Origin of the sequence: Paenibacillus pini JCM 16418 (assembly GCF_000576305.1) — a bacterium.
Taxonomy (GTDB): Bacteria; Bacillota; Bacilli; order Paenibacillales; family Paenibacillaceae; genus Paenibacillus_AQ; species Paenibacillus_AQ pini.
This window is the reverse complement of the sequence record NZ_BAVZ01000025.1, coordinates 11837-36428: the sequence shown is the minus strand read 5'-3', so window position 1 is coordinate 36428 and position 24592 is coordinate 11837. Positions and strand designations below refer to the sequence as shown.

At 40.2% G+C, this 24592-nt stretch carries 27 protein-coding genes and 2 pseudogenes; 7 read left to right on the top strand and 22 right to left on the bottom strand.

The annotated features are described in order from the left end of the window. The 5 genes and pseudogenes from JCM16418_RS21225 to yyaC all read right to left on the bottom strand — a co-directional run. Positions 1 to 761: pseudogene (locus JCM16418_RS21225) on the bottom strand (O-antigen ligase family protein); the annotation flags it as partial. 18 nt (positions 762 to 779) lie between these two features. Continuing rightward, positions 780 to 1970: a class I SAM-dependent methyltransferase gene (locus JCM16418_RS21220; protein WP_036652975.1), complete on the bottom strand. Its 1191-nt coding sequence runs from the start codon at positions 1968 to 1970 to the stop codon at positions 780 to 782. A gap of 43 nt (positions 1971 to 2013) precedes the next feature. Beyond that, on the bottom strand, positions 2014 to 2667 hold the full coding sequence (locus tag JCM16418_RS21215) for a DUF6483 family protein (RefSeq protein WP_036652973.1): 654 nt from the start codon (positions 2665 to 2667) through the stop codon (positions 2014 to 2016). 151 nt (positions 2668 to 2818) lie between these two features. After that, positions 2819 to 3625 carry an alpha/beta fold hydrolase gene (locus JCM16418_RS21210; RefSeq protein WP_036652971.1) on the bottom strand — a complete coding sequence of 269 codons (807 nt, stop codon included), beginning with the start codon at positions 3623 to 3625 and terminating at the stop codon, positions 2819 to 2821. 145 nt (positions 3626 to 3770) lie between these two features. Continuing rightward, positions 3771 to 4313 carry a spore protease YyaC gene (gene yyaC / locus JCM16418_RS21205; protein WP_036652968.1) on the bottom strand — a complete coding sequence of 181 codons (543 nt, stop codon included), beginning with the start codon at positions 4311 to 4313 and terminating at the stop codon, positions 3771 to 3773. A 170-nt stretch (positions 4314 to 4483) separates the two neighbouring features. Between yyaC and JCM16418_RS21200 the strand changes: the two genes are divergently transcribed. Beyond that, positions 4484 to 4711 carry a DUF1128 domain-containing protein gene (locus tag JCM16418_RS21200; protein ID WP_036652966.1) on the top strand — a complete coding sequence of 76 codons (228 nt, stop codon included), beginning with the start codon at positions 4484 to 4486 and terminating at the stop codon, positions 4709 to 4711. A 93-nt stretch (positions 4712 to 4804) separates the two neighbouring features. Here the strand turns inward: JCM16418_RS21200 and JCM16418_RS21195 are convergent, their stop codons facing one another. Both JCM16418_RS21195 and JCM16418_RS21190 read right to left on the bottom strand, forming a co-directional pair. After that, positions 4805 to 5530, bottom strand: a complete 726-nt coding sequence (locus tag JCM16418_RS21195; RefSeq protein ID WP_036652965.1) for a pirin family protein — start codon at positions 5528 to 5530, stop codon at positions 4805 to 4807. A 165-nt stretch (positions 5531 to 5695) separates the two neighbouring features. Beyond that, entirely contained in the window at positions 5696 to 6697 is a 1002-nt protein-coding gene (locus JCM16418_RS21190) for an asparaginase (RefSeq protein ID WP_036652962.1), read from the bottom strand. A gap of 306 nt (positions 6698 to 7003) precedes the next feature. Between JCM16418_RS21190 and JCM16418_RS21185 the strand changes: the two genes are divergently transcribed. The 4 genes from JCM16418_RS21185 (at position 7004) to JCM16418_RS21170 (ending at position 8493) form a co-directional block, all read left to right on the top strand. Then, positions 7004 to 7261 carry a GlsB/YeaQ/YmgE family stress response membrane protein gene (locus tag JCM16418_RS21185; protein WP_036652960.1) on the top strand — a complete coding sequence of 86 codons (258 nt, stop codon included), beginning with the start codon at positions 7004 to 7006 and terminating at the stop codon, positions 7259 to 7261. A 43-nt stretch (positions 7262 to 7304) separates the two neighbouring features. Beyond that, entirely contained in the window at positions 7305 to 7745 is a 441-nt protein-coding gene (locus tag JCM16418_RS21180) for a YtxH domain-containing protein (protein ID WP_036652958.1), read from the top strand. A gap of 81 nt (positions 7746 to 7826) precedes the next feature. Further along, positions 7827 to 8171, top strand: coding sequence for a DUF5665 domain-containing protein (locus JCM16418_RS21175; RefSeq protein ID WP_052020646.1), 345 nt, complete (start codon positions 7827 to 7829; stop codon positions 8169 to 8171). A gap of 25 nt (positions 8172 to 8196) precedes the next feature. Continuing rightward, positions 8197 to 8493 carry a hypothetical protein gene (locus tag JCM16418_RS21170; protein ID WP_036652955.1) on the top strand — a complete coding sequence of 99 codons (297 nt, stop codon included), beginning with the start codon at positions 8197 to 8199 and terminating at the stop codon, positions 8491 to 8493. Positions 8494 to 8655: 162 nt separating this feature from the next. Here the strand turns inward: JCM16418_RS21170 and JCM16418_RS21165 are convergent, their stop codons facing one another. From JCM16418_RS21165 to JCM16418_RS25110, 12 genes are all read right to left on the bottom strand, one after another. Next, entirely contained in the window at positions 8656 to 9609 is a 954-nt protein-coding gene (locus tag JCM16418_RS21165; RefSeq protein ID WP_242403934.1) for a magnesium transporter CorA family protein, read from the bottom strand. Positions 9610 to 9744: 135 nt separating this feature from the next. After that, positions 9745 to 10515 (bottom strand): sigma-70 family RNA polymerase sigma factor, encoded by a 771-nt coding sequence (locus tag JCM16418_RS21160; RefSeq protein ID WP_036652951.1) that lies wholly within the window; start codon positions 10513 to 10515, stop codon positions 9745 to 9747. After that, on the bottom strand, positions 10512 to 10964 hold the full coding sequence (rsbW, locus tag JCM16418_RS21155) for an anti-sigma B factor RsbW (RefSeq protein ID WP_036652950.1): 453 nt from the start codon (positions 10962 to 10964) through the stop codon (positions 10512 to 10514). Before rsbW ends, JCM16418_RS21160 begins: the two co-directional genes overlap by 4 nt. An 18-nt stretch (positions 10965 to 10982) precedes the next feature. Beyond that, entirely contained in the window at positions 10983 to 11321 is a 339-nt protein-coding gene (locus JCM16418_RS21150; protein WP_036652948.1) for an STAS domain-containing protein, read from the bottom strand. Positions 11322 to 11416: 95 nt separating this feature from the next. Continuing rightward, a complete protein-coding gene (locus tag JCM16418_RS21145) occupies positions 11417 to 13093 on the bottom strand; it encodes a hybrid sensor histidine kinase/response regulator (protein WP_036652947.1) in 1677 nt (558 codons plus the stop codon). A gap of 17 nt (positions 13094 to 13110) precedes the next feature. After that, the gene (locus JCM16418_RS21140) at positions 13111 to 13980 is read right to left on the bottom strand and encodes a CheR family methyltransferase (protein ID WP_052020644.1); all 870 of its coding nucleotides are present in this window, start codon (positions 13978 to 13980) and stop codon (positions 13111 to 13113) included. Positions 13981 to 14070: 90 nt separating this feature from the next. Further along, positions 14071 to 17766 (bottom strand): response regulator, encoded by a 3696-nt coding sequence (locus tag JCM16418_RS21135; RefSeq protein ID WP_036652978.1) that lies wholly within the window; start codon positions 17764 to 17766, stop codon positions 14071 to 14073. 9 nt (positions 17767 to 17775) lie between these two features. Further along, the gene (locus JCM16418_RS21130) at positions 17776 to 18930 is read right to left on the bottom strand and encodes a SpoIIE family protein phosphatase (RefSeq protein ID WP_036652946.1); all 1155 of its coding nucleotides are present in this window, start codon (positions 18928 to 18930) and stop codon (positions 17776 to 17778) included. A gap of 212 nt (positions 18931 to 19142) precedes the next feature. Next, positions 19143 to 19490: a YflT domain-containing protein gene (locus JCM16418_RS21125; RefSeq protein WP_036652945.1), complete on the bottom strand. Its 348-nt coding sequence runs from the start codon at positions 19488 to 19490 to the stop codon at positions 19143 to 19145. A gap of 117 nt (positions 19491 to 19607) precedes the next feature. Beyond that, positions 19608 to 20144, bottom strand: coding sequence for a hypothetical protein (locus JCM16418_RS21120; protein WP_036652943.1), 537 nt, complete (start codon positions 20142 to 20144; stop codon positions 19608 to 19610). A gap of 51 nt (positions 20145 to 20195) precedes the next feature. After that, a complete protein-coding gene (locus JCM16418_RS21115) occupies positions 20196 to 20699 on the bottom strand; it encodes a DUF948 domain-containing protein (protein WP_036652941.1) in 504 nt (167 codons plus the stop codon). Then, on the bottom strand, positions 20683 to 20829 hold the full coding sequence (locus tag JCM16418_RS25110; RefSeq protein WP_156327241.1) for a hypothetical protein: 147 nt from the start codon (positions 20827 to 20829) through the stop codon (positions 20683 to 20685). The genes JCM16418_RS21115 and JCM16418_RS25110 overlap by 17 nt, the downstream gene beginning before the upstream one ends. A 162-nt stretch (positions 20830 to 20991) precedes the next feature. On the opposite strand from JCM16418_RS25110, the gene JCM16418_RS24445 reads away from it, so the two are divergent. Further along, the gene (locus tag JCM16418_RS24445; RefSeq protein ID WP_036652939.1) at positions 20992 to 21156 is read left to right on the top strand and encodes a DUF1328 domain-containing protein; all 165 of its coding nucleotides are present in this window, start codon (positions 20992 to 20994) and stop codon (positions 21154 to 21156) included. Positions 21157 to 21319: 163 nt separating this feature from the next. Here the strand turns inward: JCM16418_RS24445 and JCM16418_RS21105 are convergent, their stop codons facing one another. Beyond that, positions 21320 to 21898 carry a hypothetical protein gene (locus JCM16418_RS21105; RefSeq protein WP_036652938.1) on the bottom strand — a complete coding sequence of 193 codons (579 nt, stop codon included), beginning with the start codon at positions 21896 to 21898 and terminating at the stop codon, positions 21320 to 21322. Positions 21899 to 22088: 190 nt separating this feature from the next. Between JCM16418_RS21105 and JCM16418_RS21100 the strand changes: the two genes are divergently transcribed. Then, positions 22089 to 22460 carry a hypothetical protein gene (locus JCM16418_RS21100; RefSeq protein ID WP_036652937.1) on the top strand — a complete coding sequence of 124 codons (372 nt, stop codon included), beginning with the start codon at positions 22089 to 22091 and terminating at the stop codon, positions 22458 to 22460. Between the two features lie 89 nt (positions 22461 to 22549). Here the strand turns inward: JCM16418_RS21100 and JCM16418_RS21095 are convergent, their stop codons facing one another. After that, positions 22550 to 23383, bottom strand: a complete 834-nt coding sequence (locus tag JCM16418_RS21095; protein ID WP_036652936.1) for a C40 family peptidase — start codon at positions 23381 to 23383, stop codon at positions 22550 to 22552. A gap of 259 nt (positions 23384 to 23642) precedes the next feature. Continuing rightward, positions 23643 to 24541 (bottom strand): annotated as a pseudogene (locus JCM16418_RS21090) (cation diffusion facilitator family transporter). Between the last annotated feature and the right edge of the window lie 51 nt (positions 24542 to 24592).

The following is a 24592-nucleotide window of genomic DNA, read 5'->3' as shown; positions in this document are numbered from 1 at the left end:
CGGCGCCGCTCCAGCAGTAGGCCGATAGCGGTGACCACGCCGGCGGCAAGCCATGCGCCGCGGGATTCGCTCAGCAGAAGCGCGGCGGTGTAAGGCAGCAGCGGCAAAGAGGCGAGCATGAGACGAGCCGTGCTAGGTCCCCTCTGTAGCAAAGGAATGAGTGAAAACAAACGTTCAAGCAGAAATGCAGCCATTAAGACGCCGAAGGTGTTCGGATACTGAAGAAGCCCCCCCAAGCGTGCGCCCGTCGCACTAATACCACGATTCGAGGTATGAGCAATACCATGATCTAGTGGCACAACACTATATATCGCTAACAGGGCTGACAATACCAGAATACCCCCAGCTGTATGCCAAATAAAAGCCAACATATTCCGCCCGCCTTGTAGTTTACCCATAGCATATGCGGTTACTGCACATAATCCATACAATCCCCATCGTAGCATCTGATTGACGCTTCCCTGCACGGATAATGATCCTATGGATGCATGCATTCCATAGAGAAGTAACATAACAATAGGACAAATCCACCATACCCATGTTCCATAGGAACGTAAAGTCGATGAAATGAACTTTTCCTTAACATAAAAACTCCTGCTTCGCGGGAGGATAAAATATAAACCGAGAAAGAAGCAAAGCATCCCATATCCAATGAGAATGGGATACATATCCGCGGAAAAATAAAGGCCTGACTTCATACAGGAAGCGATAATTACCGCCCATAGAGCAACATACAATGCTCTCCATCCCCACATATTCACGGTCTTCCTCCTCATCTTTTACTGAACTACATCTTGTTTCAAACTCGATGCTGGAAGCAGGTCTGCGCAAACCTTCTCCAAATAGGGAGTAGCCTGCAAGAAATCTCGAAATGCTTCATATTCTCGCCATAATTGATTGCGATTCGCCGCAGATCCTTTAACAGCACGGATTAAAATATTCTTTGGTGTGTGTTCCATATCAATAAATTCAAGGAGCTGTGTTCGGTATCCCATTAAATCCAGCAATTTCGCACGGACTGCATCGGTTGCTAAAGCGGAGAAGCGTTCTTTTAGAATACCATGGGATAACAGAGGTTCCAAAAGCGGTTGATTCACTTGTGTAAACATCTCATGCTGACAGCAAGGGACAGATAATATCACAGATGCATTCCAGCGAACAGCTTTCTCTAAAGCCGCATCCGTTGCCGTATCACATGCATGTAAAGTAACGACCATATCCACTTGTTCAAGCTCATCGTAATCAGCAATGTCACCAACAAGGAACTGCAACTGGTTATAGTGCAATCGCTTCGCAAGTGAACTGCAATGTTCGATCACGTCTGCCTTCAGGTCGAGACCAACAACTCGCAGATCTCTTCGCTCCTGAACAGCTAAATAGTGATAAAGAGCAAAAGTCAGATACGATTTACCGCATCCAAAATCAACAATTGTAATCGGCCGTCCAATAGGAAGACTAGGGAGAACATCTTCAACCATCTCAAGAAAGCGATTAATCTGTCTGAATTTATCGTACTTACGTGTTAATACTTTCCCATCTTCATTCATAATGCCGAGTTCGACTAAGAAAGGAATGGGTTGTCCTTCTTCAAGCACATACTGCTTTTTACGATTATGTGCAAGATCCGCAGCAGTCTTCGTTGCCGTTTTCGTAAGGATAGATACTTTATATTTTTTACTAATCAGAATTTGATAATCCGCTTCTGGCGTACATATCACAGCCTGACGGAACGTATTCTGAAACAGTTCATTCAGCGTGATCTCAGCTTGCACTGGAGAAATATTCTCATGTACGACCTTATTGCTATAATAATAAGCAAATTGGTATTGCAGCTGTTTTTTTATTTCGACAGGCTTAATTTGAACTTTGGTATACGTAGCCCCTTCTTTTTTACGCAATTGACTAAGTGTAGCCGATATTAAGGAAGCTTCTGCTGTAATTTGATTAATGAGTTTTCGTAATGATTCCAAGCTAGTACATCTCACTTTCTAACCAATGTAAGCGCGCGCCCTTTTACATACTAAATTTACGTCGCAGCTCCTGTAATCCTTCTTCAACTTCATTACGGGGAAGTCCACCCGCTATTAAAGCATCATCATCGAACTGAAGTAGCCTGTTATACAATCCAAAACCCTCTTCCTCAGTCAACTCTGCTTGATCGAGCAGTCTATACAGGGAATTCTCAGCCTCGCCATACTGCCCTCTTTGTTCTTCATAACTCAAGATTAATCTTTCTGTTTTCACCGGAACCCGATAACCTCTCACTTGTTCCCGAATTTCATAGATGCGATCAGTTAGTTTAAGAAGTTCTTGATCAGCTCCATTCATATGGGCAAACAAATACAAATGAAGAGATTTCATCAGTCGTTTGACCGACTCTTCCTCCTGCTGCATCTCCTTATACACGGCCGCTTCTTCCTGCAAGAGCCTGGCAACGGTTTGAAGTTTATCGGTTTCCACGCCGCCGCTTAGACGAAACATATCAATAATATCCTCTACGGACAATGAATTCAAAAGACGTGAATTCAGACGAAATGATCTGCTTAATAGATCATCAATCTCCCACAGCGCCTCAGTAAACTTACGTTCCTGCTTGAGTCCAAATACTTTGCCGACCACTTCCATCATATCTTCAACCATTTGCATGAGATAATCCTTACGGAACATACTTCATTCTGCTCCTTTCTCTTTGAAGATAATCGTACAAGTACTTCTCGATTGTAAGCCATTCGGAAGGGCAAAGCCAGCGTAACCTATTCATATAAAAAACCGAAGGCCGCTGGCCTCCGGTTTACATGTATATATATTATTTTACGATTTACTTTTTATCAGCAGCTGAAGAGATATTCTCTAGATATGCCTTCATCACTTTTGCAAGTTCTTCAGGCGCTTCAAACATACTCATATGTCCAGCTCCAGCGATCACTGCTTGAGTCACATTAGGCTTATCCACGGTAAAAGTTTTCTCAGCAGGGATAAGCTTATCCTTCTCACCTGCAACCAATAGTATTGGTAGCACAGATGCAGATATAACATCACGGCGATCAGGACGTTCACGCATAGCAAGTGCAACACCAGCCGCACCTTGTGGAGGTGTTTGATAGCCAATTTCCTTCACTTTTTGTATAAATTCAGGGTTTGATTCTGCATTTTCCGGCGTGAACAAGCCTGGAACCATTCCATCAATGAACGTTGTAATTCCTTCGGACTGGATGGTGCTAATTGCATTCAAACGTTTTTCTTTCGCTTCATCACTATCTGGGAACCCCGTTGAATGAATCAATCCAAAACCATTTAAACGCGAAGCATATCTTTGTGTAAAGGACAACGTAATATAACCGCCTAAAGAATGTCCAAAAAGTGTAACCTTATCTATTTTAAGTTCATCCAAAAGCTTCATCACATCATCGGCCATTTGTTCAATCGAATAAGCACCTAACGGAGCGTCCGAATGTCCGTGTCCTCTGAGATCGGGCACAATTACGCGATATTTGTCTGAGAGAAGTGGTACTACCTTGTCCCAATATTCTGAGCTCCCACAATATCCATGCAAGAGAACGATGGGCTCGCCTTGACCTTGTTCGGCATAACAGAGTGTGTATCCGTCGCATAGTACTTTTTCCATGATGAATCCTTCTTTCTATATCGATTGATTTGTAATCCATGTTTATATGTTTCCTGTATTAAATAGCTTTCCCTACTATGTAGCAACTCATATTTATGTATATTATTAAGCCAAAGACACTCACTTGAAACCATAATTACATTAGTTAATTAATAAGTTCGAATCCCTCCGCCACTGAAGCTGCAATTTGGCGAGCCATTGTTATGACTTGAAATAAGGACGTAACTTGAAGTGTAGCATAGGGTTTAGGCGAATTCGCATTCACCACCGCAGCTACACTATAGTTTCCTACAGCCGGTAAAGCCTGCCCTACGGACTGCGCAGGAATAAGTGGTTGATGAGAGACTATATATTTACCAATAGAATTGGGCTGACCTAAGCATGCATCCACAGCAATCACAATATGATGCTTAGGGATATTTGCTACATTCGCCACGAAATTATTGGAATCGCAAGGTAATGGGAGTGTTCCAATGACATGTGGGACGCCGTAACCGCATAGCTCCGAACCGGTAAGTGGACCCAGCGCATCTCCCGAAGACCGATCCGTACCTATACATAGGAAGGTTATTGTATCCATTGAATGCAAGGTATGTATTTGCTTGAAAAAATCAGTCAGCCCTGCTGCATCCACTTTCTGCATATGCTTACTGCTGCTGTGACTTATATGAGGATCTTGGATATTCATATGTATAAGGCTCCTTAACTCTTGGTTTGTCTGTCTTTTGTTGTATTCTGATTTTACTTCATAAACGCAAAACAGGAAAACTCCATGACGATGCCTGCGAAATAAATAGTGATGCTTCTCAAGACATGCTACAATATGAACAACTGATGTATTGAAAGGATGATAGAAACGTGAAGGATTTATCCCAAAAAAGTTCTGAAAATATTGATTATATGATTGAAGAAATTAAATTGAAGCTGAGAATGGCTAGTGGAGCAGCGATGCAGTCTTCCGCCTTCTCAACTGAGCAGTATGAGGATATTCAGGATATTTACGAACTGGTTATGAGCAAAAGTAACCTCAGTATTTCAGAAGTTGAAGCCATCGCTACAGAGCTGGGTCGCCTTCGGAATAAATAATCTTTTAACATCCAAAAAAGCCCCCTAATCCATTAGGTCGTGAAATCACGAATCCCAATGTCATCAGGGGGCTTTTCTATGGCTATACGCATTTTAGGGAATATCTACTAACACAAATTCTGCCTGGCCTTCACTACTCGTTCCTTTAATATGAAGGTCACATGAATTATGAATCCGTGCAGCGTCTCCAGGTTCTAATTGGAATGTACCATCATTACACCCGATTTCAAGGTGGCCAGAGATTAAGAACAGGTACGTTCTACGATGCTCCTGCTGAGGGAAAACGAATTCATGTCCTGTTTCGAGTATAGGCAGATAGATATCTACATCCTGTTGGATGGATAGAGCACCGCCTTCTTGATGACTTCTTCCACTTACTACAGGTACAAGTTTATTGGTTCTGTCTGCTTTAGAATACACACTAGATTTCCATGTAGGTTCTAGCCCTGGTTCTGAAGGAAGAAACCACATTTGTAAGAAGCGTACTGGCTCTTCTTCAGAAGGATTCTTCTCTGAATGATTAATGCCAGTACCCGCGCTCATTACCTGAACGGTACCTGCCTCTAACTGCGTTGTGTTACCCATATCATCATCATGTTCAAGCGTACCCGAAATCACATAACTGACAATTTCCAAATCATGATGCGGATGCTTCTTAAATCCCTGCTTCGGCCCTAACTGATTATCGTTATGTGCCAAAAGACAGCCAAAGTGCGCGTTACTCGGATCATCATAATCCGCAAATGAAAAACTAAATTCGCTGTGTATCCATCCTCTCTCCGAGGTATGGCGTTCAGCTGATGTTATAACTTTAATCATATATATACACCTCCATGAGCTTGCTGTTGAATATGTAATTCTTACCCCTATCCTGTGGGCTTTAATCATTTGCTGGTGCCCAAATTAAATAAAACCTCCATCTGCTATTGCAGTGGAGGTGTAAGCGCTTCATTTAATTTTATCTTAATTAGCACGACCCTTTGATTACGATTGAAGCTGGAATACTGGCTTGGCATATCCAACCTGTTGCCCACCATCATTATATATTTCGGTAGAGAAATGCAGCTTTAACTGTTCAATCGTATCTCGATGCTCATATCCAATTTGCTCTAGAATAGATTGTACAATCCACGCCCACTCTTCTTCAGATCCGTCTAAAATTTTAAAAGCAACGCCCAAACGTTCTTTCTTCAAGCCGAAACAGTAAACTCCCTTAAATCCACCTTTAGCAACAATGTTAGTATCTTTCAGAATTAAGGAGTCGACCCTTCCCCGTCCACCTACCATCTCTGGAAAATGATTCATTGCAGCAGTTATTGTTTGTACTGCTGAGCGTGTGGCATCATCGCTAATTAAGTCTGGACATGCCAGCTTCATATAAGCTGTTGCCATGGCAGAGAGCGGTATTGCAAATACAGGAAAGCCGCATCCATCTGTACCCAGCTCAATATGCTGTGTTTCAATATCACACATATTTGACACTAATTCGATAATCTCCTGCTGAACGGGATGATCAGGTTTCGCGTAATCTTGTGCTGAATAGCCTTTCATTTCACTATAAGCTAATACACCAAGATGTTTACCGGAGCAATTATGGTAAAGGCGTCTCTTATGCCCTTGTTGTCGCAGGAGATTTTCTTTACTTTCTTCATCTAGTGGATAACTAGCCGCGCATACAAGAACATGATCATCCGATTTAATTTTCTTCTGAATGCTCTCAAGCACCTTGACGTGTTCTGGCTCGGCTAAATGCGAAGCAGTCATAATTGCTATTTCTTGTTCAGTTAAACCATAATGGGCTGCAATACCCGCACGAATTCCCGGTATAGCCTGCAATGGTTTGGCTGCTGACCGAGTAAAGGTGACGAAATGAGGGTCTCCAGTATAGGCCTGAACGTCACCCTTATCATTAACTATACATATGTGACCGTGATGAGCACATTCCATAATATCAGCACGGTATTCTTGGACAAGCACCTTATCCATAAGGTCTTCTCTCCTTCGTCTTCATCAGTTGTTTCATAAATTATTAACTTTTACAGTATAGTATAAAGTGTTTATCTTCGCAGACTAATTATCCAGAACCCAATTAAATAGGACAAACTTATTTGTAAAGCCGCCTATTAGCATGTTTTGCCTAACTTATTAATTGTTATCTCCCCATTAATATCATTTTCTCCATATTACTTCGCTTTTTAACAATATTGTTTCACTATTTATTCTCTAGTTTAAGTACCATGTAAGCAAGTCAAACAACGAAACTTGAAAACTTAAGAAAAGGAGGCGATCGTAATGTGGGGAATTATTATCAGTATCATCATGGCCATCATTATCGGTATCATCGGTGACGCTATTGTAGGTCACAATATGCCAGGAGGCGTTATCGGTTCTATGATCGCTGGTTTTGTCGGCGCCTGGGTCGGAGCCTGGTTATTTGGTAACTGGGGTCCAGTTATCGGTGATTTCCGAGTAATACCAGCCATTCTAGGAACAGCGATTTTTGTTTTCCTTCTAGGTCTGATCAGCAGATTATTTTCACGCACAGCGTAATACCAAATAAACATTACAAATCATATAAAAGGAGTGTTTAATTATGAATAAGGCAGAAACGGAATACCCAGTACAAAGTGGTGGAACTTTTGTAAAAGGTGCATTGATTGGTGGTTTAATTGGTGCCGCAGCAGCTCTTCTCTTTGCTCCAAAACCAGGACGTGAACTTCGTGGAGATCTTTCCGATCGTTTCACAGTTGTATCTGATAAAACAAAAGAGGTTGCTTCCGTTGTTGGTGAAAAAACAACAGACTTAGCAAAAACAGTATCTGCTAAAACGATGGACATTGCTAAAACTGTAAATGAAAGCAGAAGCAATATCATGGATAGTGTTAAACAAGCTTCTTCTGATGTTGCCTCTGACGTAAAGAAAGAATCAGATAATGTCGCATCCGATGTTAAAAAAGCTTCGAATGATGTGAAAGATACCTCTGCGGATGCTTCTAAAGACGTTCGTAAAGAATTCAATAAAACATCTTACTAAGATGCTTTCCACAGCAATAGCCAGCTGATAAAGCTGGCTATTTTTGTTCTCAACAATTCATGAATACTTGAGCTCAATACAATGATAAAGAAAGTAGGGATGACCTTGAGTAAAGTAAACCCATATAATGTGGATGAACATCCATTTGAATTAAGACATGAAGTCAAGCGCCTAAATACCCGCTTAGATCAGCTTGCTGACTCTCTCGATAAATCCCAGATTAAAGACATCTTGGAGAACTACACGAATCCCAAAAAGAGAATTATTTCGAATTTCACTTCGGGCTTATCACGTGGACTGGGTCTTTCTCTTGGTACGTTTGTCGTTCTGGGTCTACTAGGGTACATTCTAAGCCTATTCGTAACATTACCTATTATTGGTGACTATGTTGGTGATTTATTAAAATATATTGATGCTTATAAATAAAGAATTAACAAAGGAGGTCTCTCTCATGTCTCATCTGGGATTAAAACATCTTACTTGTCCTTCAGAACTCGTTCGTCAGGCTTTTCAAGCTTATTCCTTCGAGCACCGAATCACAGAGGATCAAGAGTTATTTATTCTGAGATTACACAGTTCATCGCAAGAAGATCCATGTGTTTATACTGTTCCAGCAACTCAGCAGTCGGATGGCCGGTTAACAGTGGAATGGGATAAGGCAACATTCACACCTCCTCTAGACCTCAACGATCCAAGATATAGTGAGGTTGATCAACAACTTCTACTTGTATATCAACGATTAATCTAATCCCTCTACGATAAATCAATTTATTACATGGTAAAAGGCTCTTGAGAAACGGATGCACGCTTGTATCCTAACTCTCTTCTTAACTTCATACAAAAAGGAGCCTATAAGGAATACATATCCTCAGGCTCTTTTTTTACTATATAAACATTTAATAACGTTACATTAAATTTTAGATTTTCTTGCTCTAACCCTAAGGATATCCCCTGTCCAGCCCTTCTTGTGCATCCATATATACATACCTGCTGTACTGAGGAATGTCATCAACATCACGCCAATAAATCCCCAAGAGACCTTGATTGCTGGTAGATTCTCGAAGTTCATTCCCCATATGGCACCCACCACAGTCGCTGGTGTAAACATCGCTGTAAGAATGGTTAATGTCTTCATAATTTCATTTCCTCGAAAAGCTGAAATCGCATCATCTATTGCAATTAATGTATCAATTTCTTTTTCATAATGCCGGAAAGCATGATCCATACGTTCCATTCTATGAAATAACTGCATAAAGGGGCGGCTATCCTTCAGTTTATCCAGATAGGCTTCCTTAGAAGCTGCCATTAATTCCTGATAAGGAGTAAACAAATTGCTTAAGTATAACAAAGCGAAGCGGGAACTCAGAATTTGGTCCATCAAATGCCTTTGATTATCCATCTCCATTGCCCGTTCAATCTCTCTTAGCGTTCCTTCAAAGCGATCTAGCCCTAAATGGAAATAATGAAGAATGGTACGTGCTAGTACAAACATACCGTCGACCGCACTACGGCATTGATGTAAAAGAGCAATACGTTCCGGAGTTGCCATGATCTGACGAGTATTATTATCCAAGTTAATGGTAATTAACTTATTGTGTATTACAAAAAAATGTAACTGATCCATTTCTCCGCTGTCTTCAACCTCAGACTTAATGGAATACGGCAATGTACCAAACATCACTGCCTCAATGCCGTCGGGAAAACGAACAGATAAGTAATCCTCTGTAGTTTCTGGAATGACTTTTAACCAATCCGCAATTAAAGGATGTATTTTCATTACCTCTTTCAGTTCGTCTGATGACCAGTTATCAATTACAATATCATGCCACTCCCAATGACCTGCAAAGGATAATATATTGCTCACGGTATGCTTCTCCATTACGAACCCCATTCCTATCGTTCTTGTGATACAACATAAAAGGACACGCTTTACATTCCCCTAGAGAAATATGCGTGTCCTAACGTCCGGCATATATGAATAAAGCAGTCACCTTATTAATCATAGATTAGCATTTGACATAATTTCTTTCAGTTTCTCTGTAGCTCTCTTCTGTATACGCGATACGCTCATTTGCGAAACGCCAAGTTTCTGAGCAATGGAACGCTGCGACTCACCATCTTGGAAGGCAAGCAAAAGAACTTTTTGCTCTTGATCCTTCAATTGACTGAGTGCTTGCTGTAAATCCATGCGTTTCTCTACAGAATCATAATCATTAACTTCAGAGCTAATCAGCTCTCCTAAAGTAGCCCCTGAATCTTCCTGGGACAAAGGAGAATCCAACGAAACATAATGATAGCATTCCCGTCCTGCGAGCACTTCTACCGTTTCTTCATCCGACAAATCAAGAAATTCAGCAATTTCACGAACATTCGGGGAGCGCTCCAATTTAACAGTCAATTCATCAATAGCCTGTTGGACTTGCGCACCCTTCTCTTTAATTCGTCTTGGCACCTGAATATACCATGATTTATCCCGAAGGAAGTTTTTCATATGACCAATCATGCTCTTCATAGCATAAGGTTCAAAAGGAACTCCTAAGCTAATATCGTACTGTTGAAACAGACGAATCAAAGCCATCTGGCCGACCTGAAACAAATCTTCATAGAGATCGGGACGGTTACGGGCGATTTTACCCGCAGCCATTTTAACCATGGGTTCATATTTCTTGATAAGAACGGTAGCGATCTCATTGTCTTTAGTTTGCTGGTATTCCCAGATCATACTAATGGCATCGCTCATGGACTCTGTGGGAGTCACCTTATCGCTCATACCGTTTCCTCACTTTTCATGAGTCGCTTCTTCATAATTACCTGCGTGCCACGGCCCGATTGATTTTGAATAGTCACATCATCCATTAACGCTTCCATCAAATAGAACCCAAGACCACCAATCTCTACATCATTCAACTCCTTATCATGTAGAGTAACGCTATTACCTGAGCGAGTGGTGCCTTCAAAACTGGCTCCTTCATCTTTGACACTAATCGATAATTGATTGTTATTCACTTCAAAAGAAACTTCTACCATTCCGCCCTCTTGCCCATAAGCATACAAAACAGAATTGTTACAAGCTTCAGATACAGCAACCTTCATATCTTCTATTTCTTCATAAGAAAAGCCCATTTTAGAAGCAATTCCATATAAATTTAATCTTACGATATCAACAAAATCCGCACTAGCCGGCAAGGTTATAACGACTCTTTGTACTTCAGAATTCATTCTTTCTTCGATCCTTTCCTATTGGGAATTCTCACTTGGAGCAAAAAACTTGGCGATACCTGTCATGTCGAACAATTTTTGAATCTGAGGCGGTACTTCGTCGACAACAAAACGGGCATTCATTCCATGTCTTGCTTTAAGAATGGATAACAGAATCCCAATGCCGGTACTATCAATATATTTCAAATCTTTGAGGTTAATAAACAAATCCAGATCAGAATTTCCAACTAAAGGCTCCATAACTAACCTAAAGTCTGGTGCAACGGATAAATCTAACTCACCGCTTAGAAAAACAGTTGTCTTGTTTTCTCCACTTTCAGTCGTTGCATTAAATTTTTCATTTTTATTTGTATTCATAGACATTCTCTCCCGAAATTCATATTCTTTATCTAATTAACCAAAATTATAAGCTTTGAATCAGTACATGAACATAAAATCCTGATCATGTTAACTCAATCAAGAGATGCAGTTAGACCAAGAGTTTCTTCAAATTTCTGAAAAGGCAGAGGATATCGGGATAACGTATTTTTTACGCTACTCATTTTAACTGGTTTGCTGATGTAATCATCCATGCCAGCCTCTTTACAACGGTCTTGAATACCTTCCATTACATTAGCAGTCATGGCGATAATGATGGGATTATGATCACAGCGCTGTTGTCTGATCATCGAGGTTGCCTCAAGTCCGTCCATGACTGGCATTTGTAAATCCATAAATATAAAGTCATATCCTCGGTGCATCTGCACTTTCTCTACGGCTTGTTTACCGTCTTCGGCCACTTCAGCAACAAATCCAAGCTTACTGAGCATACTTACAATCAGTTTTTGGTTAACGGGATGATCATCTACAACCAGAACACTTGGTGATGATTCGGATGGATCTGGCTGCACATTCTGCTCAAATTCATCACCTAGCCCTAGAGCATATACCTCTTCTTCATGCTCCTTTGCCTGAATCGTAAAGATAAAAGTCGCACCCTTCTCTTCCATTGATTCCACTCGGATCTCGCCTTGCATCATATCAACCAGAGATTTACAGATGGCTAAGCCTAATCCAGTTCCGCCATATTTGCGGGTCATCGATGAATCGAGCTGTGAAAATGGTTGGAACAAGCGATCTCTTTTATCTGCCGAAATACCAATCCCAGTATCTTTAACTGCAAACTCAATGGATATTGTATTATCAAGAGTTTTTGCAAGTGATACCATTAAATATACGCCGCCCTGCTGGGTAAATTTAACGGCATTCGCAATTAAATTGATTAAAACTTGGCGAAGCCGCGCCATATCCCCATAAATAATACTTGGAAGCTTCTCGTCAATAAAGTATACGAGTTCGAGATCCTTCTTACCTGCCTCCATGGAGAAGAGGCTGAATACTTCCTGTATACAGGATTGTAATTCGAAGGGATGCTCTTCAAGCTCCATTTTACCCGATTCCATTTTGGTGAAATCCAGAATATCATTGATAACAGTCACGAGCGCATCTGCACTCTTACGGATAATTTCTGAATACTCCTGTTGCTCTTCTTCTAGATCCGTTTCCATTAATAAGTCAACCATACCAATGACGCCGTTCATCGGTGTACGAATTTCATGACTCATCATGGCAAGGAATTCATTCTTCGCTTTGGCTGCAATTTCAGCAGCCTCTTTCGCTCTAACCAATTCATGGTTAATTTTCTCTAATTCTTGTGTCTTTTGCTGAAGCAGCATGGACTGCGTCTTCAGCTTTTTATTGGTCATATACATATCGACGAAGCCTTCAATTTTGGACTTCAGAATTTGCGGAATAAAAGGCTTAACCATGTAATCTATAGCGCCTGCAGAATACCCTGCAAACAAATGCTCGGCTTCCTTACTATTCGCCGAAATAAAGATGATTGGAATATCCTTCGTCTTGTCTCTCGCCTTAATAAGTTTGGCAGTTTCAATTCCGTCCATTCCTGGCATTTGAACATCGAGAATAATCACAGCAAACTCATCCTTCAAGAGGCAACGAAGTGCTTCTTCACCAGAGGTAGCTTTGATTAGATTATACTGTTCGCTCTCCAATACTGCTTCAAGAGCGAGTAAGTTTTCCGGACGGTCATCTACCAGTAATATATGAATCGGTTCTTGAAACCCCATAGCAACCTCCCGCTTTATCATTTAATCTTTCGATATATCTTCTCAACACGATCAAGGGATTCATACGATTCACTTAATTCTGTGAATTGAATCGATTCCTTTGACCCGAGAACAAGAATACCGAAATTGCTTAAGCTGTCGTGAAATAACTTATGAACATGATTTCTCAGTTCATCATTGAAGTAAATCATTACATTTCTGCAAAGTATAACATTGAATTCATTAAATGAACGATCCGTTGCCAGGTTGTGTTCAGCAAATATAATATTCTTTTGCAAAAATGGTTGAAATATAACCGAATTATACTTAGCCGTATAGTATTCGGAGAAAGAGCGGGTCCCTCCCGCTTCCATATAATTTTTAGTATATAGCTTCATCTTCTCAATCCCAAAGACGCCTTGCTTAGCAGTCTCCAGTGATCGATCATTCATATCAGTAGCATATATCCTCGACTTATCATAAAGTCCTTCTTCATGTAAAAGGATGGCCATGGAATAGACCTCTTCGCCAGTTGAACATCCAGCATGCCAAATTCGTATATATGGGTACGTCCGTAGAATCGGAACAATCTTTTGACGGAACGTTAAGAATAAATTAGGATCCCGAAACATCTCTGTAACTGGAATGGATAGGTTATGCACCATTCGTTCAAAAGTTGCACGGTTGTGTAGCACTTTTCCTTGCAATTCAGATATATTCCCAAGTCCTTCTGCGTGTATGAAATGCCATATTCTACGTCTTAAAGACGGCAGAGCGTAATTTCGGAAATCATATCCGTATAATCGGTGAACACCGACCAGAAGCAGTTCAAGCTCAATATCTTCACGCTCAGTAATATCAGTTTCCGGTTTACTTAGTCCATAATCGTCCGGATGAATTGAATCCATTGCATATCCCCCTGCTAATTCTAGCGGTTACGTCACTAAAATTTGAATCACTATATTTATTACCCAATATTCATTACCCAAAAATTCGGGTTACGAATACAGCCATACTCTCATTAATGAAAGAAGTTGTTCCGTTTGAATAGGTTTCTTAACATAATCGGATGCTCCAGCTTCAATACACTTGGAACGATCCTCCTTCATAGCCTTAGCAGTCAAAGCAATAATCGGCAGTTTTAGGAACTGCGGCATTTTGCGGATAAGGCGCATTGCTTCATATCCATCCATCTCTGGCATCATCATATCCATTAGAACGAGATCATACTCCTTACCACTGGTAAGTAGTTCAATAGCCTCTCGTCCATTCTCAGCAAACGTTACATCCATATCGTAGCTCTCTAATACACTGGAAAGAGCAAATACATTACGAATATCATCATCAACCAATAAGATTCGCTTACCTTCGAATAATACTTCTTTGTTATGCAGCTTCTGTAAGATCTTGCGCTTATCTTCCGGCATATTAGCTTCAACTCTGTGTAGGAACAAGGTCGTCTCATCTAGTAGACGTTCCGGTGACTTCACATCTTTAATGATAATGGATTCTGCATATTTACGAAGCTCCATTTCTTCTTTGCTATCTAGATCCTTACCCGTATAAATAATAATAGGAAGATCACCTAGATCATCATCATTTTGGATTTGATCCAAAAGCTCAAAACCTGTCATATCACTGAGCATTAAATCAAGCACCATGCTGTCATAATGCTGTTTACGTAGTTCAGCAAGCGCCTCACGCCCCGTTGAAACTGCCGTAATGGATACATCATCATGATCAATTAATTCGATAATAGCATTTTGCTGTATCTGATCATCTTCGACGATCAACAAATGCTTAACCGTTTTTTCGGTATACGATTCAATATGAGAGAATGCTTTCTCCAAAGCTAACTTAGAAGATGGTTTCTTCAAATAAGCAATTGCGCCCATCATCAATCCCTGCTTCACTTCATCCACAACCGACACAATATGAACTGGAATATGTCGTGTTGAAGCCGAACTCTTCAATTCGCCAAGGATGGACCATCCATCCATCACTGGAAGTTGAATATCCAAAATAATAGCATCTGGTAAATAGGATTGGGCAAATTTCAAGCCAATATCACCCTGCGCAGCTACAATACCCTTAAACCCACGATTTCTAGCCATATCCAGTAGTATATTTGAGAAATTAATATCATCTTCAATGATTAGAAGTACTTTATCTTTGTCCGTAATATGATTGCGATCATCTTCTACAGGCTCTGCAGCAGCGCTCTGAGCTTCCGCTTCCGCCTCTTCCATCTCTTCAATTGAGACATCGCGGTTTGCAGATGGTAGTAACATGACTTTATTTCCTTCTGTGGTCTGCTCCATCGTTGCTGCACCTTCACCACTACGCTCCATATAATCAGCATCTGTTTCTGTCATTGGTAAATACAGCGTAAAGCAGCTTCCTGCACCTTCCACTGACTGAACCTCAATACCACCGCCCAGTAGTCGGGATAATTCTCTGCTTATAGAAAGCCCGAGTCCCGTACCGCCATACTTCCGGCTCGTCGTTCCATCTACTTGCTGGAATGCTTCAAAGATCAGATCTGTTTTGTTCTGCGGTATACCAATACCTGTATCCTTAATTGTAATAGCCAGATAAGAACGATCTCTATAAAGATATGAAGGAAGCTTATGCGAATCCGCTCTTTTCACACCAAAAGTCACAGATCCTTGTGTTGTAAATTTAAAAGCATTAGACAATAAATTGCGAAGAATTTGTTTTACACGATGCCCATCCGTAATAATAGTTTCCGGAAGATTATCTTCATAATTCATTTTAAGCGCGATCTGTTTCTTATTGGCAAGGGGAACAAAGTTCTGGTTCACAAAGCCCTTCCAATCCATGAGATGAATAGATTCACGGTTAACTTGCATTTTACCTGCATCCACTTTAGACAAGTCCAGAATTTCATCAATCATCTTGAGCAAATCGGCACCGGACATGTAAATGGTATGAGCATACTCCGATTGTTTAGCCGTTAAGTTACCTTCTTTATTTTCGGATAATAGCTGAGAAAGGATTAATAAGCTATTCAGCGGTGTGCGCAGCTCATGAGACATATTCGCTAAAAATTCCGATTTATATTTGCTCGTAACGGCAAGCTGCATCGCCTGCTGTTCTAATCTCGACTTAGACTCTTCAATCTGAATATTCTTCTCTTCAAGCTCTTGCATTTGCTCTTCTAAAGTTCTTGTCTTAGCAACCAAATCCGTATTGTAATGCTCAAGTTCTTCTTGTTGACGCTGTAAAAGATCCTCGGAATTTTTAAGTGCCTCTGTCTGCTCTTCAAGGTTCTCATTCGAGCGACGCAATTCCTCTTGCTGTGTCTGTAATTCTTCCGACTGACACTGCAATTCCTCCGTCAACGCTTGAGATTCACGCAGCAATTCCTCCACACGAACTCGACGATTAATGTTATTAATTATAATTCCAAGACTCACGCTTAATTGAGCTGCCAGTTTCTGTTTCAATTCCTTATAAGGTTGGAATGAAGCAAATTCGATCACTCCCAGCAACTCATCTTCAAATATAACTGGATAGACCATTAGATGTGTTGGAGAGACTGCACCAAATGCCGAGGATATGGACACATAGTTCTCAGGTAATTCGGCCAAAATAGGCTTACGGTCCAAACCGCTTTGGCCTACAAAGCCTTCGCCGAGATTAATTTGATTTCTAGGCGTCTGATCACCTTCACCAGCATACGATCCACTTAAAATTAATAGATCTGGATTGTTGTCATCTACTATATATAACGCACCATAGTTAGATTTAAATATTGGTGTGAATTCGCTTATAAACATTTGCGATAATTGTTTTCTTGAGTTGATCCCCTGTAGCAGTTCGGTTACTCTGCTTGTATTCGAACTTAGCCAATTCTGATCATGTTGAGCTTGCAAATATACAGCTTCCAGCTCCTGCTTCTCTTCCAAATCTTCAGCTATATCTTTGAAGACGCGAGCAACTTCACCAATTTCGTCTTTTGAAGTTACTTTGATTCGTCGAATGGCTTTCATATGCCCTTTTCCAAAGCTACTAATCATCATATTTACTACATTAAGCCCTTTGGTGATACTTGGAATGACCCAAAGGATTACACCCAATCCCAATAATAATCCTATAATCATCATAGCCGCAGTAATTTGGATCGATCGCTGATTCGCATCCTTAACAACCTTAATTTCCTTATCAATCTGCATATCCTGATACTTAGCCAGCTCATTAACACTTGCTAATGTCTCAATCTGAACAGGTAGACCCGTCGAATTGCGGTAATTATTCGCCTCTGCTAATTTATCCTCTGCAATAAGCCCAACTTCTTTGACTTGATAGTCCAAAAATTGATTCCATGCAATTTGCACTCGGTCCACCATCTGTTTCTCTTCAGGTGAAAGATCGCGAGAGAGAACAGTCTTTAAGTTTTTATTACCTCGAGCGATCATGGCTTTCATTTCTATCTCTTCACTCTCTACAGAACTACCTCTGTTCAATAAGAGATTCACAAGGGAACGTGAAACATTATTCACTTCACTTCGTATTGAGGTCGAATTGCGTACTTTAAGATAACGATCTTGGTACATTTGATCTACTTGTTTATTCATATAGTTGAGGCGGTCATAGCCCACAACTGTCAAACCTACCATTATGATCATCAAGACACTAAATCCAATGATTAATTTCGATTTGATTTTCATCGATTGCATCTACTCCTTCTTTAAAGAGATCCACACCAGACATTTATCATCTTCTCGTTCCTGGGTGCCGTGGTCTTCAAAAAAAGCTTCACGCATACGTTCCTCGTTCCAATCATGATTGCCTTTCAAGTGACTAGCGAGAAAGTTTACTTGTTCATCATGTTCACCCTTGATGATTTCCAGCAATCCATCAGTGTAGAGGACAATATGCCCTTCGCCTTCGTAATATAAAGTTTGTGGTTCAATATCCATCTTGTCAAAAAGTCCAACCGGACAGCAGGCATGATCCAATTGAATCATTTGTCCATCCTCCTGAAAGAATAACGCTGGTGGATGTCCTGCGTTTACATAGTCAATGCGTTTCATTCGAGTATCCACGACGAGATAGATTGCCGTAAAATAGTACTGCACAAGTTGACTATCGATATGAAGTTGACTAAAGCGTCGATTCAATTCTTGAATAACTTTCTCTGGCTCTACATAGGTGGTAACCGTGTCTTTAAGCACCGATGCAATAAACATACAGAACAAAGAAGAGGAAATACCGTGTCCCATAATATCGATCAAAATGACGCCGTATCTACCATTACCGAGTTCAAACCAAGCATATAAATCTCCTGCTAGTTCTGCAGAAGGTTGATACAAGGCATGCACCTCAAATGATTCTTCTTCAATTGCAGGGCTAAGCACCGCATTCTGAACAAGAGCAGCTAACTTCAATTCATCCTGCATCCGCTGATCACGTTCTTTGTGCCAGTCTTTCTCTTGTTTTAAACGAAGAGCCAGTCTAATTCTAGCCATGAGCTCGACCTTATTAATCGGTTTGGTTACATAGTCTACTGCTCCTGCATCTAGCGCTTCAGCAAGTTTCTTGGAATCACCAACGGCCGTAACCATTATAATAGGGATATCTTTAAATTGGTCATGTTGTTGAATAACTTTGCAAGCGGCGATGCCGTCCATTTCAGGCATCATCATATCCAATAAAATCAAGTCGAAGTTCGCTGCTTTCGATTCGAGTATATTCGCTTCAGATAGTCCTAGTTTATCAAACATAGCCTTAGCCGAAGGCGCGGTATCGATATCGCGATAATTTTCCTTCTTTAATATTTCACGAATGATAATGACATTCGTCGGGTTGTCATCGACAATTAAGATTCTCATAAATCTCTCCTTAAGTTCTAATGAAATTGACGAAAAATTCCCTAATCTATACTATAACATTTACTTCACGATTTTTATCCTGTAACTTTATATATTCTTTGGAACAAAAAGCATACAAGCGATCTGCTCCAAAAACATAGATAAGGAATGAGACTCATAGTCCCATTCCTTATCTATATTTTTGGAAAATAATATCAGTAGATATCGATAGCTTATTCAGCCTTTTTAGCTATAACAAGAACTTTACCTAAGTCTAGCTCTTTCTCATAAAAATCAGCTTCAGCTTTTGTAAACCCGAAGGAAGTAATTTTGGCACGAAGCTCATCACCGCGTGAACGGAACAAATTAGCAAGAGCATCAAACATGCCTTCTTCTTTAATACCAACTTCGTTTGCATCCGCTGTGTCAGCAATCCGCTCTGTACGGTTACCATCATGAGCTAATACGAAAATATTCTCGTATACATAACCTGTACTTCGAAGTTGATTAACTTCTTGAACAGCTTGTACTCCGTTCTCCACAATCTTGGCGTAAGCTTTTGCATTATTAGATGAATTCATGGTTTGCACTCTCCTCTATTTTTAATCAATCACCTGGTAATCTTGCTCATTGTAATTTTAACCCGCAGGGACCAAGATGAAACGTCAGTAATGTTAGCATTATTTAGCAAAAGCTATTTATTCACTGGCACTATCAAAGAAGTCTACACCTTGCAGGGCACCTGTGTCCGGATCGCTATATACTTTGATTGCACGATCACCTCTTATAAATACTTGACCATCTTCGGCAATATACTGTGGTTTGCCCAATGTATTGATAATCTTATCTTGTTGTAACTGTATCCACGCACCATTCACCTGCATTTTTTGAGAAGACAGCGGTACATGAATATAATTGACCATACCATCGCATACTCCCACTGTAGCATCCTTATACTGATATTCAGAACAGCCCGTGATTGGATCTGGCTTGATCTGAATTGGCTTCCCTCTCTTGGTCAGCACATCCTGCTTACGATCATATAAGGAAATACCATTCATGGTTTCAAAAGATTTCATTGAAATGCTACGCTGCACAGCTTGATTAACCGGAACCTGATACGCAGCCTGCTGTACGGCAGACTGCGCATACAGATGATTAATATCAGGCTGAGCAACAGACATATAGGTTAAGGGAGAAAGCATACCGAGCATTATGGCAATGACTTTCAACATGATTCTCACCCCTTCTATCGTCTTTAAATAGCATTACTCATTTTAGATATCTTATGGACGAAATCTCTTCCATACCGTAGCAGCAGTATCGACCCACTTCATCCAACCTGCTTCAGGTGAATTCTTTCCAGCTGCTGCATACGTTGTAGCGTACGAATTAATAGTACGTTCATTCGCTGTAGTAGGAGCTGAAGTTATAGCAGCCTTTTCATGAACTGCTTGTTTTTTATTTTGTTTGAATTTCGCAATCATCGTCGTTGAGGCTTGTTTAGCCGCAAGAGTTGCTTCACTAAGTACTTCCCCCAAATTTTTTACGGAGTTCATGACCGGATCAATCTGTTTCATCTTACTTTGGAGATCTACTGTAATGTCATTCGCATGTCTGACAATTTGCTTCACTTCATAACCCAATTCGTCAATGGTTTGTTGAACCTCTTGAAGTGTCTGTGTTGTCTTCTCTAATGAATCCTTTGCAGCGAGCAAAGTCTTTATTAGATAGAAAACAAGTACAGCGAATGCTACAGCTATAATAGCCACACTAATTCCAATAATCATCTGCAAAACCTCTCTTCCAGTCGTTTATATCTTCATAAGCATTGTTACCCTCCCATATATATGCCGAAACAGCTTCTATATTAGCATCTATATAAGCGGTATTAGCATCTGTATATGCGGTTTGTTCCATTGTTTCATTTGTTTTTTGTAAGGTTAAATGAAAATACGAGGGTGCGGCGAACCAGTAAATCGCTGCAATTTCTCCACTGCTTCCTTACATAGCATGAAGGAAAAGGAGAAGCATCCCAATACTTATGAAATTAAAAATCTGAAGAAAGTAAGGTGAATTATTATGTTGAAATGGTCCGTAATCTTTTTGATTGTCGCACTTGTAGCGGGTATCTTTGGTTTCTTTAATATCGTAGCGGCGGCTGCCACCATTGCTAAAGTATTGTTCTTCATCTTCTTAGTACTGTTTGTTATTTCTCTCTTTACAGGCCGCAGTAGAAATTTATAACCGTAAGTCAGATACGGAATAAACATATACACTGACAAAGAGATATTCAAAAGGTTAGAATTGTAAAAAACCCAAGCAGCCAAAATGGCGACTTGGGTTTTTTATGTGCTGAATAATGAATTCTATTAAAAATAAATTTCATTATTCAATATGAAGATTCACCTTATTTAAGTAATAATGAAGGCAATAATAACCAATCAATAACAAATGTTAGCTTAACTCCATCCTCTTGAAACTCTATCTGCTGAACATCAAGCATTTCAGGCAAATAATCTTTAAGTGAAATGGTCATGTCCTTCATTCCAAAAGTGGATGCTGGGATATTCAAATTCTTAATTCGTGTGGACTTATGTTCCATAATTAGCAGTTCCCCATCTGTTTCCATATGGAAGGTAAGCTCAGCTCCAAACGGAATCCATCCCCATTTACCATTCAGATCAGCAACAACTTCCTGTCCACTGAAATGGAATTCTGCACCTGTCAACTGAATTTGCTCTGGTATGTCGCTCAAATGCTTCACCAGTTCCTTCTTGGCAAACTGATTCAGCTCAGCTCCATTCAAATGAATTTCAGGCTTACGCGTTTTTAACATCTCAACCGCTTTATTTTTTACATTTACATTGGTGTAATTTAGGTTCAAATCCTGCTGTGGTGAAATGTACCATATGACTACGCCTGCAATAATAATAACCAGCACAACCACCGTTAATAAAAAACGTAGTATAAATTTACGTGCACGCATTAGTGTCCCCCTTTTCTAGACAAATAGCCTATTTCTATCATACCATCTGTCAAAATAATAATGTACTCTCGCAACTCTTACAACTTTCCCCAAATTATTAATAGGTAATATGGTTCAATTTACCATGCAATTGGTTATTTAGATAATGTAGCAAACCAAAACGAATTTACATACCAAGGAGGATATTTTAATGAAAAAAATCATGTCTTTTACAGTTGCATTTGGATTGATGGCTTCCCTAGGAACGGCAGCATTTGCTGACTCCGCTTCGACTACAACTTCGACAACTACAACACCAGTTGTGACAACAACAACTACAAAGACTGTCGTAGCACCAGTCTTAGACGAACCACTTATTAAAGCAAATAATAGTGTCGATAGTCCTAATCTTCCTGTTATTCTAACAAAGGTTACTCAATTCTATTATGAGCCTAACGGTAAAGTTGCGGGTGCTGTCGCTCCTCAAGTTATTGCAACAACGGGTAACCGTGTAACGGATGTCATTGGTGAATGGGTAGAAGTATACACTTGGCTAGGAAAATCTTGGATTCACGTACTATAATATTTACGTTAACCATGCATGAAGTCTCAGGGTAATTGCAACTGTAAAAAAAGGACCGGAATATATATTCCGGTCCTTTCTTATGTTATTTACTCGACACTCCCACCATACATGAAACGATTTTTCCAAGAATCACTGAAATCCGTTACCTTGACTCCACCTGATGCTATGGAATAGGTGTGCAAAAGTTTATTATCTCCTAAATATAGTGCCACATGAGTAATCGTTTGATTTAGTTTATTAATTCCTTGATAAGAAGATGCGTTAGAACCTTTATAACTCATGAAGAATACGAGATCTCCACGCTTCAGCTTACTTGTATCGGATACAGCTTTACTGTTCTCTTTAATCCAAGTTCCTTGCTTTCTGGAATCCGAAGGAAGTGTAATGCCTGCTCCCTCTTTATAAATTTGTCTAATAAAGTCCGAACAATCAAATGTTGTCGTTGTATTTCGGTCCGAACCATATTCGTAAGGGGTACCCAAGTAGTTCATACCTATCTTGATCACATTTTCAATATCTTTGGACGTATTCGACTGAATGGGGGGAACTGTAGTTACAGGAGGCTCGGTATTTGTATCCGGCGTAGTTACAGACCCACTACCTTGATTCACCTTTATGTATTGATCGGAGACACTTGTGTAGCCTATTTTCCCCGTTGACGTTTTTATTTTATAAAAGTACGCCGTGCTCTTCTCCATAATTTGAACACGATCACCATTCTTTAAATAAGCAACTACATTACTTGCCATCGAAGGCTTGTCTCTTAATTTAACGGTAGACTGTATGATTCCAGTTGAAGTTGCAGCTTGTACTTTTGCAGATGAAGCATCGACCCGAGATGGTGTCGGAAGCAGGACAGCTGCGGATAGAGTGGCAGTAACCAGCAGGCAGCCCAGTAAGCGATTCTTGATGTTAATCATGTAATTCCTCCTTGAGATGACTGATATGATTGCTGAACAAACAAGATAGAAATTTATTTGTTTACAATTCTGTAACCATTATATCCAGTCATAAGAGTAGTCACATGGTACTATACTCACAAATTAAGTGTCCAAATTTTAGCATTTTTCAGGTCTATAGTCCCTTTTCCTCCTTTAATATGGACTTGCAAGAATATTAAGGAATTAAGTAAATGAAAAAATAAAGACAGTTATAAATAACTGCCTTGTTGTACTTTTGTCATTTATGATCCGAGGTAATCTGCACCTTCTTGTCATCATTAGGCTCTACATGCACATGAACATGCATAATATTATGCAAATTATGCATGCGCTCTTCCACTTTATCGCTAATCTCATGTCCTTCAATGATACTAAGTGTGGGATCAACCGCTATCACCACATCCACTAATACATGATTACCATGTACTCTCGCCTTCACATCATTGATCGCCTCAACACCTGGGATCCGAGCAATTGTACTACGTAAATCACGAAGCTCATCTTGATCAAATCCATCCGTTAAACGGTAAGTAGAATCCCGAAAAATATCCCAAGCTGTTTTACAAATAATCAGCCTACGGCAAAAGCTGCAACAACGTCCAGCCAAGGAAGCCCAAATTGGGCGCCCACAATTCCAACTGCTGCTCCGATACTAACTAAAGCATCTGAAAAGTTATCCTTCGCCGCAGCCATCAGTGCAGAATTATTAATTTTACGAGCTAGGTTTCGATTATATATGTATACCGCAAACATACCCATGGCACATACAGCAGCTACACCAGCAGACCATAAGTTAGGTTCAACCTCTTTCCCGATGAAAAGCGAGCGTCCTGCTTCGAATAAGACTTGAATCCCTACCATAGCCATAATAAATGAAGCGATCAGGGCAGCTATCGTTTCTGCACGAAAGTGACCATAGGCATGATCTGAATCCGGTGGCTTTTGTGAAATGCGTAAACCAATCAATACGGCTATTGAAGCTACAATATCGGTTAAATTGTTAAATCCGTCTGCCAAAAGCGCACTGGAGGCGAATACGTATCCACTAATTAGTTTTAAAGCTGAGAAGACAATATAAGCGCAAATGCTAACCCAAGCGCCACGTTCACCTTTTCTGATTTCTTCATAAACATCCAAGTTCGCCAAACCACCCTTTTCGCTCGTTTCAAAGTGCACTTCCTATCCTAA

Coding starts and splice junctions, on each gene's coding strand:
- JCM16418_RS21210 (WP_036652971.1), bottom strand. CDS start 3,625: ATGGAAAAAGTACTATGCGACGGATACACACTCTGTTATGCCGAACAA.
- JCM16418_RS21135 (WP_036652978.1), bottom strand. CDS start 17,766: ATGAAAATCAAATCGAAATTAATCATTGGATTTAGTGTCTTGATGATC.
- JCM16418_RS21130 (WP_036652946.1), bottom strand. CDS start 18,930: ATGAGAATCTTAATTGTCGATGACAACCCGACGAATGTCATTATCATT.
- JCM16418_RS21145 (WP_036652947.1), bottom strand. CDS start 13,093: ATGGGGTTTCAAGAACCGATTCATATATTACTGGTAGATGACCGTCCG.
- JCM16418_RS21125 (WP_036652945.1), bottom strand. CDS start 19,490: ATGAATTCATCTAATAATGCAAAAGCTTACGCCAAGATTGTGGAGAAC.
- JCM16418_RS21160 (WP_036652951.1), bottom strand. CDS start 10,515: ATGAGCGATAAGGTGACTCCCACAGAGTCCATGAGCGATGCCATTAGT.
- JCM16418_RS24445 (WP_036652939.1), top strand. CDS start 20,992: ATGTTGAAATGGTCCGTAATCTTTTTGATTGTCGCACTTGTAGCGGGT.
- JCM16418_RS21185 (WP_036652960.1), top strand. CDS start 7,004: ATGTGGGGAATTATTATCAGTATCATCATGGCCATCATTATCGGTATC.
- JCM16418_RS21150 (WP_036652948.1), bottom strand. CDS start 11,321: ATGAATACAAATAAAAATGAAAAATTTAATGCAACGACTGAAAGTGGA.
- JCM16418_RS21175 (WP_052020646.1), top strand. CDS start 7,827: ATGATAAAGAAAGTAGGGATGACCTTGAGTAAAGTAAACCCATATAAT.
- JCM16418_RS21095 (WP_036652936.1), bottom strand. CDS start 23,383: ATGATTAACATCAAGAATCGCTTACTGGGCTGCCTGCTGGTTACTGCC.
- JCM16418_RS21115 (WP_036652941.1), bottom strand. CDS start 20,699: ATGATTATTGGAATTAGTGTGGCTATTATAGCTGTAGCATTCGCTGTA.
- JCM16418_RS21105 (WP_036652938.1), bottom strand. CDS start 21,898: ATGCGTGCACGTAAATTTATACTACGTTTTTTATTAACGGTGGTTGTG.
- JCM16418_RS21120 (WP_036652943.1), bottom strand. CDS start 20,144: ATGTTGAAAGTCATTGCCATAATGCTCGGTATGCTTTCTCCCTTAACC.
- JCM16418_RS21215 (WP_036652973.1), bottom strand. CDS start 2,667: ATGTTCCGTAAGGATTATCTCATGCAAATGGTTGAAGATATGATGGAA.
- JCM16418_RS21170 (WP_036652955.1), top strand. CDS start 8,197: ATGTCTCATCTGGGATTAAAACATCTTACTTGTCCTTCAGAACTCGTT.
- JCM16418_RS21190 (WP_036652962.1), bottom strand. CDS start 6,697: ATGGATAAGGTGCTTGTCCAAGAATACCGTGCTGATATTATGGAATGT.
- JCM16418_RS25110 (WP_156327241.1), bottom strand. CDS start 20,829: ATGGAACAAACCGCATATACAGATGCTAATACCGCTTATATAGATGCT.
- JCM16418_RS21140 (WP_052020644.1), bottom strand. CDS start 13,980: ATGGATTCAATTCATCCGGACGATTATGGACTAAGTAAACCGGAAACT.
- JCM16418_RS21180 (WP_036652958.1), top strand. CDS start 7,305: ATGAATAAGGCAGAAACGGAATACCCAGTACAAAGTGGTGGAACTTTT.
- rsbW (WP_036652950.1), bottom strand. CDS start 10,964: ATGAATTCTGAAGTACAAAGAGTCGTTATAACCTTGCCGGCTAGTGCG.
- yyaC (WP_036652968.1), bottom strand. CDS start 4,313: ATGAATATCCAAGATCCTCATATAAGTCACAGCAGCAGTAAGCATATG.
- JCM16418_RS21100 (WP_036652937.1), top strand. CDS start 22,089: ATGAAAAAAATCATGTCTTTTACAGTTGCATTTGGATTGATGGCTTCC.
- JCM16418_RS21195 (WP_036652965.1), bottom strand. CDS start 5,530: ATGATTAAAGTTATAACATCAGCTGAACGCCATACCTCGGAGAGAGGA.